The organism is Actinokineospora cianjurensis, from assembly GCF_003663795.1.
GTDB lineage: Bacteria > Actinomycetota > Actinomycetes > Mycobacteriales > Pseudonocardiaceae > Actinokineospora > Actinokineospora terrae.
On sequence record NZ_RCDD01000002.1, the window covers coordinates 614,993 to 627,922 of the forward strand.

Annotated in this window: 8 protein-coding genes; 3 read left to right on the forward strand and 5 right to left on the reverse strand. The window is 71.8% G+C overall.

What is annotated here, in order from left to right; all coding sequences use genetic code 11:
• Positions 1 to 2: 2 nt before the first annotated feature.
• Both ppk2 and CLV68_RS17365 read right to left on the reverse strand, forming a co-directional pair.
• Positions 3 to 956, reverse strand: coding sequence for a polyphosphate kinase 2 (gene ppk2, locus CLV68_RS17360; RefSeq protein WP_121391904.1), 954 nt, complete (start codon positions 954 to 956; stop codon positions 3 to 5).
• A 45-nt stretch (positions 957 to 1,001) separates the two neighbouring features.
• On the reverse strand, positions 1,002 to 1,790 hold the full coding sequence (locus CLV68_RS17365; RefSeq protein WP_246009927.1) for a DUF1206 domain-containing protein: 789 nt from the start codon (positions 1,788 to 1,790) through the stop codon (positions 1,002 to 1,004).
• Positions 1,791 to 1,880: 90 nt separating this feature from the next.
• Here CLV68_RS17365 and CLV68_RS17370 point away from each other — a divergent pair, with 90 nt between their 5' ends.
• On the forward strand, positions 1,881 to 3,281 hold the full coding sequence (locus tag CLV68_RS17370; RefSeq protein WP_211346601.1) for a methyl-accepting chemotaxis protein: 1,401 nt from the start codon (positions 1,881 to 1,883) through the stop codon (positions 3,279 to 3,281).
• Positions 3,282 to 3,560: 279 nt separating this feature from the next.
• Here the strand turns inward: CLV68_RS17370 and CLV68_RS17375 are convergent, their stop codons facing one another.
• Together CLV68_RS17375 and CLV68_RS17380 are read right to left on the reverse strand one after the other, a co-directional pair.
• A complete protein-coding gene (locus CLV68_RS17375; protein ID WP_246009928.1) occupies positions 3,561 to 3,788 on the reverse strand; it encodes a DUF3072 domain-containing protein in 228 nt (75 codons plus the stop codon).
• Between the two features lie 58 nt (positions 3,789 to 3,846).
• The gene (locus tag CLV68_RS17380) at positions 3,847 to 5,088 is read right to left on the reverse strand and encodes a serine/threonine-protein kinase (protein WP_121391905.1); all 1,242 of its coding nucleotides are present in this window, start codon (positions 5,086 to 5,088) and stop codon (positions 3,847 to 3,849) included.
• 81 nt (positions 5,089 to 5,169) lie between these two features.
• Here CLV68_RS17380 and CLV68_RS17385 point away from each other — a divergent pair, with 81 nt between their 5' ends.
• The gene (locus tag CLV68_RS17385; protein ID WP_121391906.1) at positions 5,170 to 5,601 is read left to right on the forward strand and encodes a PPOX class F420-dependent oxidoreductase; all 432 of its coding nucleotides are present in this window, start codon (positions 5,170 to 5,172) and stop codon (positions 5,599 to 5,601) included.
• A gap of 73 nt (positions 5,602 to 5,674) precedes the next feature.
• On the opposite strand, the gene CLV68_RS17390 is transcribed toward CLV68_RS17385, so the two are convergent.
• The gene (locus CLV68_RS17390; protein ID WP_121391907.1) at positions 5,675 to 9,058 is read right to left on the reverse strand and encodes an RNA polymerase sigma factor; all 3,384 of its coding nucleotides are present in this window, start codon (positions 9,056 to 9,058) and stop codon (positions 5,675 to 5,677) included.
• Positions 9,059 to 9,270: 212 nt separating this feature from the next.
• Between CLV68_RS17390 and CLV68_RS34005 the strand changes: the two genes are divergently transcribed.
• Positions 9,271 to 12,927 (forward strand): P-loop NTPase family protein, encoded by a 3,657-nt coding sequence (locus CLV68_RS34005; protein WP_170224421.1) that lies wholly within the window; start codon positions 9,271 to 9,273, stop codon positions 12,925 to 12,927.
• Positions 12,928 to 12,930: the final 3 nt, after the last annotated feature.

Consider the following 12,930-nt stretch of genomic DNA (forward strand, 5'->3'; position numbering starts at 1 on the left):
GCTCAGCTCCGGTGGTGGTGGATGAGCGGGGTCGGGCTCAGGTCCGTGTCGTCCTCGCCCTCCTCCAGCAGGGTGCTCGCCGAGCCCACGACGCGGTGGTCGGGTTTGCCGACGACGTCGAGGTCGCGGTCGGTGTAGTCGAGACCGGCCAGGACGCTGCGCATGGCCTCGACGCGGGCCCGGCGCTTGTCGTTGCTCTTGACCACCGTCCACGGCGCGTCCGGGGTGTCGGTGGCGCGGAACATGGCGACCTTGGCTGCGGTGTAGTCGTCCCACCGGTCCAGCGACGCCAGGTCGTTGGGGGTGAGCTTCCACTGCCGGATGGGGTCGATCTGGCGGACGATGAACCGGGTGCGCTGCTCGCGGCGCGACACCGAGAACCAGAACTTCACCAGGTGCACGCCGTCCTCGACGAGCATCCGCTCGAACACCGGCGCCTGGCGGGCGAACAGCTCGTACTGCTCGTCGGTGCAGTAGCCCATGACCCGCTCGACGCCCGCGCGGTTGTACCAGGACCGGTCGAACAGGACCAACTCCCCCGCGGTGGGCAGTTGGTTGACGTAGCGCTGGAAGTACCACTGGCCGCGTTCCTGCTCGGTCGGCGTGCCCAGGGCGACCACGCGGGCGCCGCGGGGGTTGAGGTTCTCGGTGAACCGCTTGATGGTGCCGCCCTTGCCCGCCGCGTCGCGGCCCTCGAACAGGATCACCACCCGCTGCCCGGTGTCCTTGACCCAGCGCTGCAGCTTGAGCATCTCGATGTGCAACGTCCGCTTGACCCGCTCGTACTCGCGCCTGCGCAGCCGCTTGTCGAACGGGTAGTTCTCCCGCCAGGTGTCGACGACGCTGCCGTCGGCGCGCAGCAGGACCGGCTCGCCACCGTCACCGAACTCGACCGTCAACTCCGTGGCCAGCTCCGGGAACAGGGTGCGCGCGTGGGCGAGCGGGTCCTCGATCATGCCAACACGGTGCCACAGGACCGGGTGACCCGCCCACACCGGACATCAGTCGCGGTGGGCCTTGGCGGCGGCGAAGCAGTAGACCCCGAACGCGGCCAGGCCGACGGCGATGACCGCGAGCAGGACGACCCCGTACGGCTGGGCGGCGACGGTGTGCAGCGCCTTGTCCATGCCGCCGGAGTGCGCCGGGTCACCGTGGAAGGCCGCGAGGCCGACCAGCACCGCGATGACGCCGTAGGCGAGGCCCTTGCCGATCCAGCCCGCCCTGCCGACGTGGCGGACCAGGCCGCGGGTGCCCGCCGGTAGCTCTGACATGTCGAGGTCGCGTTCGAAGGACCTCTTCACGCCTTTGTAGAAGATGACCGCCGCGATGACGAATACCCCGAGGGCGACGAGGCCGACCAGGACCTGGCCGAACGGCAGGGCCAGCACCTTGGCGGTCAGGGCCTGCTGCTTGCCGGTGGAGTCGGTGCTGCCCGCGCCCCTGGCGAAGTCGAGGGCCGCGATGCCGATCCCGGTCGCGGTGATGGCCCTGGCCCCCGCCCCCAGCCGCTTGGCCAGGCGCTTGCGCGGCTTGGCGACGTAGGTGTACCCGGCGAGCCCCTCGGTGACCTGCCAGAGCGCGAACAGGAACAGGCCGATGGTCAGCGCCCACAGCAGCACCGGCCCGGCGCTGGTCTCCGCGACCTCGGCGATGGCGCCCTTGGAGTCGGTCTGCTCACCCGTCTGACCGACCACCACCTGGATGGCCAACCAGGCGATGATGAGGTGCACCCCGCCGTAGAACACCAGGCCGATCCGCCCCAGCGTCTGGACGGCCGGGTGTCGCCGCACTTGCGCCACGGTGCTCACCCCGGCTACCTACCCACCTCCGGGCTCACTCACACGGGTCATGGCCGCGGGTCGTGATCACGGAACGGGTGGATGACGGCGGCCGACCTGGGTTCTTCGCCACCGCCCGACCCGGCGAAGTGGCTCACCTCGACCCGCGCGCTGCCGATGGGGTGCGACGTGACCACTACCTGGCGCCTGCCCCGCGGCGCACGGCTGACCCCGGAATCCTGGGCCGCCCGCCACCGCATCCTGACCATCCTGCTCTGGCTGCACGTGCCCGGCCTGGCCATCCTCGGCCTGCTCGGCCCGCGCCCGCTGTGGGAGTCGTGGGTGCTGCCGCTGGGTGTGGCGCTGTTCGCGGTCACCGCGAAGCTGAGCGGGGTGCGCAGGCGCAAGGCGAACCTGACCAGCCTCGGGCTGCTGGGCAGCACGTTCGTCGCGATCGAGCTGTCCGGCGGGCAGATGGCCGCGCACATCCACCTGTACGCGATCCTGGCCTTCGTCGCCCTCTACCAGCAGTGGGGTCCGCTGGTGTGGGCCGTCGCGGTGATCATCCTGCACCACGGGGTGTTCGGCCTGGTCGCCCCGGAGATGGTGTTCGGCATGTCGCACGCCGACCACGTGGGCATGGCCATGTCGATGACCGCGGGCGAGGCGCTGGTGATGGTGGGCGTGCACGCCGGGCTGGCGCTGCTGGAGTCCGTCGGCATCCTGTGCTTCTGGCACTTCTCCGAGCAGGCCGAGCGCGACGCCGAGGAGGCGATGGCGCGCAACCAGCGCGAACGCGAGCAGGAGCAGGCCGTCGAGCAGGAAGCCAAGATCGCGGCAGCCGAGGTCGAGCGCGACCGCGCGGCCCGGCTCGCCGAGCGCGGCGCCCGGCTCGCCGCCGACGCCGCCACGATCGGGGCCGGTGCCCGCGCCGCCATCGACGCCGTCGCGGTGGTCGACGCGGAACTGGCGACGCTGTCCACCGCCATCCAGCAGATCGCCCGCCGGGCCGTCGACGCGGCGGGCACCGCGGGCCAGAGCCAGAGCACCGCCCGCCAGTCCGCCGACCAGGTCACCCGCCTGGAGCGCTCGGTCGGCGAGATCGCCGACGTCAACGGCATGATCGCCGACCTGGCCGAGCAGACCAACCTGCTCTCCCTCAACGCCGCCATCGAGGCCGCGCGCGCCGGGGAGATGGGCAAGGGCTTCGGCGTGGTCGCCAGCGAGGTCCGCGCCCTGGCCAACGCCACCTCGTCGTCGGTCGGCCGGGTCGAGGCCGTCATCAACACCATCGTCGGCCAGACCGGCGAGGTCACCCGCAGCTTCGACAGCACCATCGCGGTCATCGACACCGTCCGCGACACCCAACTGGAGATCGCGCACGCCGTCGAGCAGCAGTCGCAGGTCCTCACCGAGGTGACCGACCAGCTCTCCCGCGCGACCAAGGCCGCGCGCGAGGTACTGGCCGGACTAGACCAGCTCTCCGCCACCGCGCTGGACTAGTAACACTCCCTCCCGCCACCCGCCCCTAGTAACACTCCCTCCCGCCACCCGCCCCCTCGTCCCCGCCCGGCATCGTTCCCGACCTGGCAGGTCAGCCACACGGCACTGCTCCCGGCTTGACGGTCAGCCGCCGGGCGCCGGTCAGCGACCTGGCGGGTCGGCGCACGGCACCGGTCCCCGGCAGGTCGTCTACTCGGCCCACACGGCACGAGTCTCGGTCTGGCTGTCGTGCCGCCCGAGCGGGTTCGTCCGGGGCCTGCCCGCTCGGCCGCGAGCGGGTCAGGCGCCGCGGCCGGTGCGGTGTTGGAGGTCGTCGATGAGGCGGGACGCGTCGGCCTTGGTGAGGTCGTCGGGCACCTGGACGCCTGCCTCTTGGGCGAGGGTGTGCAGGTAGGACTCCTGGGGGCCGGTCATCGGCTCGTCGCCGGTGGTCCAGTCGGCCGGGTCCTTCTCCGGGGTGCGATCCACCTCGGGGGTCGGGTCCGCGTTGGCGTCGGGATCGGTCACGGGTGCTCCTCTCGTTCGAACACCTGTGCCCTTACCCGGTGCGCGCGACGGGCAAACGTCAGCCGCCGCCGGTGGGGCGGATCTTGGTCTTGACCGGCTTGCCCTTGCTGGGCTTGGTCGGTCTGGGGTCGGACGTGGTCTGGTCGACCGTGGGCGGGTCCGCCGCGGGCGGGCCTGCCGTTGTCCTGGTGACGGCCGGGGTCGTGGTCGGCGCGGTCGCGCGTCGGTCGGTCTCGGGCGGCTTGAGCGGGTCCACCTGGGCGCGGTGCTCCGCGGCGTTGGACGAGGTGGTGAGCGGGGTGGTCCCGGGCGGGCCGACGGCCGCGGGTACGGCGGGTGTCGCGGTGGACGTCGGTGTGGTCGCGGCGGGGAAATCGGCGGGGGCGGGGTCCCGATCGGACATCAGCCAGGCGAGTGCGCCCGCCGACACCAGGGCGACCGAGGCGAGCGCGATCGGCTTGCGGGGTCGCCGGGTCGGTGGGAGCACCGCGGTGGGCTTGCCCGCCAGGAGTTCGGCGCAGCGTTTCGCGGTGGGGCGGCGGTGCGGGGGCAGGGCGGTCATCAGCATCAGCAGGCGCACGAGGTCGTCGGGCAGGTCCCTGGGGACATCCGGCGGGCGGTGCAGGCGGGCCACGGCGGTCTCCACGTCCCCGCCCTCGTACTCGCGGCGGCCGGTGAGGCATTCCAGCAGCACCAGGCCGAGCGCGTAGATGTCGGCTGGGTAGCCGACGTCGGTGCCGGTGACCTGTTCCGGGGAGAGGTAGGCCGCGGTGCCGGTCATCCGGCTGCTGCTGGTGAGCCGGGTGGCGCCGACCAGCCTGGCCAAGCCGAAGTCGGCCAGCACCGGGACTCCCCCGCCGTCGAGCAGGATGTTGGACGGTTTCACGTCGCGGTGGATGACCCCGTTGTCGTGCACGTAGGACAGTGCCTCGGCCAGCCGCGCGCCGAGGTGCCGCACGCGGTCGACGGGGAGCGGACCAGCCGCGATCGCCCGGGCCAGGGTGGAGCCGTCGACCAGGGTCAGCACCAGGAACGGGTGCGGGCCGTGCGTGCCGGTGTCGTGGACCGGGACGAGACCGGGGTGGCGCAGGCGGGTCAGGATCCGCGCCTCCAACTCGAACCGCCGGTCCTCGGCCAGGTCGGAGTCGGACCGGAACACCTTGACCGCGACGGGCCTGCCCCGACCGAGGTCGGTGGCCCGGAAGACCCGCGCCATGCCGCCGAGGCCGACGAGCCCCTCGATCCGGTACCGACCGACCAGGACATCGCCGACCTCGGGCCCGTGCTCACCGGAGGACATCCCAGCAGCATGCCTTGTTGATCACCATCGGCGCACCCCCTGTCGGGAATAGGCCGGTGTCCGCGGGCCTTGGTCGTGGACATGACCGACACCACGTTCGACCCGCGCGCGCTGCTCGCGCGGAGCAGGCTCGGGATCCTCGCGACCATCAAGTCCGACGGCCGCCCGCAACTGTCCCCCGTGATGCCGTTCTACGACCGCGACCGCGACGTCATCCTCGTCTCCATGACCGACGGCAGCGCCAAGACCGTCAACCTCCGCCGCGACCACCGCGCCACCCTCGAGGTCACCAGCCCCGACGGCTGGACCTGGGCCACCGCCGAGGGCATCGCCACCCTCGTCGGCCCCGGCCCGACCCCCGACAGCCCCGAGGTGGACGCCCTCGTCGACTACTACCGCCGCGCCTCGGGCGAGCACCCGGACTGGCCGGACTACCGCGCCACCATGGTCACCGACCACCGAGTCCTCATGACCATGACCGTCGACCACATCTACGGCGCCAACCTGGCCTGAAGACCTCCCGGTCCCACGCCTGCCCACCGGCAGGCGCGGGACCCCGAGTCCTGTGCCGCGCGGCGAAGGACTGTCACGGGGAGCGGCGGAGGTAGGCGATGGTGAAGGAGGGGGTGGTGGTTGTCGGGGTCGGAGCGGTGCAGGTGATCTGGATGGTGAGTCGGGGTGGGGCGGCGTAGGAGTTCCAGGCGGGGATGGTGCAGTGGTGGGGGCTGAGGGCGGTCAGCTGGATGGAGTCGGCGGGGTACGGGGCGATGGGGGCTATGTCGGGGTAGGTGAGGGTGTAGCGACCGGGGGCTTGGCTGGTGAGGGTTGGGGTCGAGGCGTTGCTGGTGTAGGTGCGGGTGAGGTCCAGGACGCCTTCGTGGACGGTGGCGTAAGCGGCGGGGGTTGTGGGGTCTTGTTGTAGGCCGGTGCCTTCCACGTAGGTGAGTTGCCATGCCGAGTCGGTGGGGATGCCGGTGGGGGTGTCGCAGGCTATGTGGAAGTGGGGGGTGGTGACGGCGGCGACCCGGCAGCGGGCAGGGGTTGGGCCGACGGGGGTGAGTTGGGGGTGGCCGATGCCCGTGAAGGGGATGTCGGTGGTGGCGTCGTAGCGGCCGGGGGCGGTTCTGGTGACGCCGAGGGAGTCGGAGCGGATCATGACGGCGGAGACGGGTTCACCGAAGAACACGGTGAACCAGAGGTCCTTCGGGGAGCCGGTGGCGCCGAAGCAGGCCACGTCGACGAGTTCGTCGATCCCATCCGGCCGGTTGTCCACAACGGAACAAGAGTCGGCCGAGCTCGAGAACGGCGTCACGTGAGCGAGTCCGGCGGCCGACCCGATCCCCGGTAGGCGAATCCGGTACCGGCCGATCTCCTGGTGCACCACGGTCGCCTTCCGGACCCACAGCGCGTCCAGCAGCGGAATGCCCCGCAGCCAGGACGTCCACGCCCACTGCCCGTCCAGCGTCGTCTCCATCCCGAGCGGGATTTCGTGCGCCGTCATCCGGGCGTACCCCCACTTCGGCGCCGCCCGCCCCGGGACCACCGCCTCGAGCGCCCCCACCAGCGGACCGGGCGGCCGGATCACCGCGACCCCGAACCGGCGGTCCACCGGCTTCCCCGCCGGGTCGACACAGGCCACGGTCGCCCAGGTGTCCCCGGGCTGCTGGTAGGAGACCAGGTACTGCCCGACGCACTGCCCCGGTGCCGACCCGATCGCCGTCGCCAGCAGGATGTCCCCCCGTCGACCGACGCCCCGGAACCCCACCCGGTACAGCCCGACCGACACCCGCTCCACGGTCATGTACCCGTTGGCGCTGTTGAAAGAACGGTCCGGATCGACCGTCAACCCGGGCGCGGTGCCCGCCATCTGCGCGTACGCGCCCGGCACCACGGCGTCGTGCGTCAACGGCCCGCGTTCGACGTAACTGAGGTGCCACCCGGTGTCAACAGGCAGCCCACCGGTCGTCCAGCACGCCACCGACAACTCCCCGGCGGCGACGTCCTCGTTCTGGCACTGCGCCTGCGCGCCACCATAGGCCGTGACCTGCGCGTACCCGTGACCGTTGAACGCGGTCCCGTCCAACGAGACCCGGTACCGCCCCACACCAACCCGCGCCACCACCGGCCGCCCGCCTGTCGAGTCACCAACCTCCACAGTGGACTGTCCATCGTGTCGCACGGTCACCATCGGCGCGCCACCGGTGCCGGGCACCACGAACAGCACCCCGAACGGCGCATCCTTGGCCGCGCCCAAGGCGTTGTGGCAGGCCACGGTGACGAACTGGTCCGCCCCCTGGGGATAGCTGTCCACCACGCCGCAGGAGCGAGCGTTGGCGCCCGCGTACACGGTCATGAAGTTGACCGACACATGCGCGACCCCGTGCTCGGACGCCAATCCCGGTAATCGCACCCGGTACCGGCCAGGGCCGTCGTGCACGACAGTCGGCTCGCGTCGGCTCACCGAGGGGTCAGCGGCCGTGCGCCAGGTCCCCCAGGTGCTCTCGGTCGTCACCTGCTGCTCCACCCGGGGATCCGGGTACGCGGTGGACTGCTGGTTGACCAACACGTACCCCCACCGCGCGGGTTCCGGGACGACCACCGACGGCCCGGAGGTGGTCGTCGAGGACACCGCGGGCACGGCGCCTGGCGCGCTCGTCCCAGCCACCGCGGATCCGGACGATGCCGAGGGTCCGGACGTCACCGCAGGGCCAGCCACCACCGTAGGTCCAGACGACACGGCGGGACCGGACACCACCGTGGGGCCAGGTACAACCGTGGAACCAGCGTGCCCCGTGGACGCAGGCAGCGCAGACGGCCCCGTTCCCGGCACCGTGGTCTCCGACGGGATGGCGGTCGACGGTGGAGCGCTGGTCGAGCTCACGGGTCCGGGCGGGGCGGGCGCGGCGTCGGTCTCCTGGTCCCCGCCGATCACCAGTGCGACGACCGCCGCCGCCACGAGCACCGCGCCCGCGACGACGGCCGCCACCACGCGCCGGAACGCGTCCGGGTTCTGCACCGCCAGCTCGGTCACCGCCCGCGGCATGCCCGCCATCCGCGTCGCGATCGCCACCCGTGCCCGGTCGACGACCCCCAGCTCGGGCGCGAGCCCCATCGGCAGCCCCATCGGCACTGCCTCCGCGGGCACGCCGCGGCTGAACAGGGCGATCACCGCGCGGCGCCGCTCCTCGTCGTCCTCGGCGAGCCCGATCAGCCCCGGTCCCAGCGCCCACTTGCTGAACGCGTCGACCTGGTCCGCGTGCTGCCCGCACACCTCGCAGGTCCCGGCGTGCTTGGTCACCGCGCGGGACCGCGCTGGGTCCAGGACGACGTCGGGGGTCCGTTCCCCGAGGATCGCCGCCAGCCCGGGGCAGTCACTCCCCCGCGCCAGCACCAAGGCCACGATCGTCCCTGGTGCCTGCTCCCGTGCCCGCCCGAGCTGCCGGTTCAGGTCCGCGACCGGCATGCGCAGTGCTGAGGCGAGCTCGGTGCCCACGACCAGTTTGCGCGCGGCCCGGCTGCGCAGGACGTGTTCGCGCATCACCCGGGCCAGGGCTGGTGGCAGGCCCGCGATCGCGTCGTCGACCGTGGCAGACAGCTGCTGCTTGCCCAGCAGGTGCTCGAGTTCGGCCGCGGTCTCCGGTGGGTGGTCGAGGTCGAGCACGGGCTCCGAGGGCAGGTCGGGGATCTCCCCGCGCACGCGCGCCCTGGCCAGGGTGGCCGCCTCGTAGCGTTCCTTGAGGACGTTGCGGGCGATCCCGCCGACCCAGGCGTCCAGGTCGTCGGGGCGCAGGCCGCGCCGGATGCCTTCCAGTGCGCGGGTGACGACCTCGCTGACGCAGTCGTCGACGTCGTCGGCGGGCGGCAGCTTGCGCCGGAAGTAGGGCCGCAGGGTGCTCTGGCAGCGGCGGAACAGCAGGCGGCGGGCGTCGTCGGTGCCTGCGCGGAGTCCGGCCAGCAGGTCGTCGGTCATCGAACCTCCCCGGAGAGCGGGTGGGCGGTGGCACCGGGTTCCGTGGTGGCCACGGCCCGGTTCTCCCCGGTTCGCCCCCGGATTCTTCCCAAGTTCCCCCGGTCGGACGAGCGCCTGCGGCGGTCTGTCCTGGATCTGACCGGTGGGCGCGCGGCCGTTGCGACGAACGGGTCGGCCGGGGGTGGGCCGCCCGGGACGGGCATGATCGGCTCATGGAACGGCGGCGGGGCTGGTGGGTGGGCGGGGCTGTCGCGTTCGCGGTGGGTATCGGTGGGCTCGTCTGGTTCCTGCTGACCAGGTCGGGCGACCGGCTGCAGCAGCTGGACTCGACCGCGAGCGTGACCAGCCTCGTGGTGGGGGTCGCCGCGCTGGTCGTGTCCGCGGTGAGCCTCGCGGCCGCCACGCGCGGGGGTGCGAGACGTGGCAGCCTCTCGTCAGCGCAGACCAGGTTGGCCAAGGCGGTGCGTCACCAGTGGAACCAGGAGATCGGGGCGCGCGGTCTGCGCCAACCGCGACCGTTGCGGCTGAGCTGGTCGCCCACCGCACGCGAGCGGGTATCGGCTAAGGAGTCAGCGGTAGGAGCACCAGCACCGACCGGCAGTCTCACGCTAACGACGCACGAGCGGCCTACCGCAGAGTTGGTCGCCGCGTTCCGGGACCTGCCGTCAAAGCAGTTGGTCGTGTTGGGACAACCGGGCGCGGGTAAGTCCGTCGTGGCGATGCTGTTCACCGTCGACCTGCTCGATACACCTGAGTCAGACGCACCAGTCCCGGTGCTGTTACCGGTGGCGGGGTGGGACCCGAAAGCGGACGTGCGGGACTGGGTAGCGCGGCGGGTCCACGAGGAGTACCCGGACATCCTCACCGCGGCGACGGCCCGCGAGCTGGTCGCCGCCAACCTGGTCATGCCGGTGCTCGACGGTCTCGACGAGATGCCCAGGGCGCTGCTGCCCGCCGCGCTGACCGGCCTCGACAAGGTGACCGGCGACGGCCTGTGGCTCCTGGTCACCTGCCGCGGCCAGGTCTTCGAGCAGGCGGTGCGCGAGGACCACACCCGGCTCAGCCGCGCCGCCGTCGTCGAGATCGAGCCCGTCGCCACCGAGGACGCCGCCGCCTACCTCGACGACGGCAGCGCCGAGGGCGACGACCGCTGGGCGCCCGTGGTCGACGAGCTCCGCGCCCACCCGGACGACCCACTCGCCCAAGCCCTGTCCACTCCCCTGATGCTGTCGCTGGCCCGAGCCGTCTACCGCACCTCCGCCAGTACCCCCTCGACCCTGGTGACCCTCGCCGCGAACGGCCCGGCAGCCGTCGAGGACCACCTCCTGACCCGCTTCATCCCCGACACCTACGCCGACTCCCCCTACCCGCCCGCCAAGGCCGAACGCTGGCTGCGCACCCTCGCCCGCCACCTCACCCACCCGGCGACGGACAAGGTGAACGTCAACTGGTGGCAGTTCGACCAGATGCTCCCCGCCCGCCTCATCGGCGCGTTCGTCACCCTCGTCCTGGTGGTGAGTGCGACAACCATCGGCATGCTCACGGACGTAGTGGGATTCGGTGGCGCGGAAGAAGGACTCGCCGCCGGTGCCGGACTGGGACTCCTGGTCGGCGTGCTGGCCGGGTCCACGACCGGGCGCGCTGTCTCCAGGGTGACGACCCGCATCTCGAGTGCCGCCGTCATAGGCGCGGCCCTGCGCGACAGCCTGGTCGCCACGGTGGTCGTGTGCCTGGTCGTCGCGTCGGTGGGCACCGTGGCCCCCACCGTTTCCCTCGACTACCTCGCCTACCTGTCCACGCCTGCGTTCTTCCTCATGCTCGCCACCACCGCGTTGGCACTGGTCGGCAACGGGTTGGCCATGGCGAGGTCCGAGGCGCCTGCCAGACCGTCGTTGCGCCGGGACGTCCTGCTGCGAGAGGTCCGGGTCGGGATGGGCACGATGGTGCTCGTCGCCGTGCCCGCGGGCGCCGCGGTCGGGGTGTACTCGGGGTTGCGGGCGGCATCCGCCGCGACCGGGCTCGGCGACGGCCTGCTGGCGGCCACGGCTGTCACGGCGGTGCTCGGGCTGATGGTCGGGATCGCGCGGGCGCTGGCCACGCCGACCGCCGATGGCCGCGTCCGATCACCCCGCACGACCCTGACGGGCGACGCGAGCTCCTTCCCGGCCGTCACCCTGGCCATCGCCCTGGTGGTGGGCCTGTCGGCATCGGCCTGGGTTCTGCTGTTCGGCGACAGCACATCGACCGACCTGGCGGTCCTCGTCGTCGCGGTGACAGTCCTGGTGATCGGCTTCGGATCCGGCGCGGCGTGGTTGCGCTACCGCGCCGCGGTGACCCTCCTCGCGCTGAGCGGGCGACTGCCGTGGCAGACCATGCGGTTCCTGGAGGACGCCCACGACCGCGGTGTGCTGCGCCAGTCCGGTGCCTCCTACCAATTCCGGCACGAGCGCCTGATGAGCTACCTTGCGCCGACCCCGGTCAGGACACGGGCGCGCCGCTTCACAGCCGTCCGGCGGGGGATCCACACCGCTGTCGCCGCGGTGGTCCTCATCGCGGTGACAGCGACGGTCGCGGTGCCTTCCGTGCGATCAGCGGTTGGGGATCGGAACCACGCCAGAGCCGTGGACAAGCTGCGGCTGGAGGCGAACATCGCGGCGGTCAACGACCCGGTCAAGTCCCTGCGGCTGCTCTTGGCGTTGGCCGCTGTCGATGAGGAAGCAGCGGATATCGGCAGGCTGGACCTGTTGGCATTGCTCATGCGGACGCGGTCAGCTCCGACCTGGATCGCCGTGGACAGCCTGGCCCCGGTCCTCCCCATCAAGAGGCTGCGCCTGGCCACCGGTCCGGAACCACTCCACACGGAGACCGACCGCCTGGGTTCGATCACGGTGACCGCCACGGAAACCCGGGCGATGGTCGCGGCACGCGGCATCACGACCGTATGGGACCTCGACAACGGGTGGCCGAAACGCGAGTTCGAACTGCCCTGGGCCAGCACGGAAGTAGCCGTCACCGCCGACGGAACGCGGGCGGTCGCCGAGAGGGACGGGGGCTTCGTCGTGTGGGATGTGGCCGCACACCAGGCGATTCCCCTGCCCACCGAAACCTCCCGGTACCACGCGATCCGACTCGTGGCGGACCGGTACGCGTTCGTGTCCTCTGGCGACGCCGTCGCCGTGTTCGACATCGGCCAGACAGTGCCCCAACTCCTGCGCACGGACATCAGCGTCCTGGTCGACAGCACCGTGAACGACCGCGTGCTCGTGATGACCACCGCGGGGACACCAGAGGTATGGGACATCGCGACCGGGCAGCGTCGCACGCTGGGAGCCGCGCGGTCCGTTTCCCTGAGCCACGACGGACAGTGGGTCCTGGCTCAGGAGAACGAGCGCCTGGAGTTGCGCTCACTGACCAGTGCGACAACGACCCCGCTGCCCGAGCACAGCAGCTTCACCATCGACGGCTACTACGTGCTGGTCCCCACCGAGGGCGACCGCGTCGAACTCCGCTCCCTCGACGGCACGATCCGCGTACCGCTGCCGTTCCCCTGGAACGGAGTAGAGGTAAGCAAAGACGGTCACGCCCTGATCGCCTCCGTCGGCAGCGGCAAGGAACTCTGGGCGCTCGACCCCGCACCTCGCCGCGTCACCGGCCTCAATGGCCTGACCTCCGCTGCCTTCACCCACGACGGCACCGGTGTCATCACCACCAGGTCCACCGAGATGACCACCTGGAACCTCTCCCGGCTGCTCGCCGCCGACATCGACCCGGGTCCGAAGGGCCTGCGCTGCACAGTCGCCGAGCGGGGCCTCACCGAGTCCGAATGGGCTCAGTACGCGCCGGGCGTCGACTTCGTGCAGACCTGCTGACCG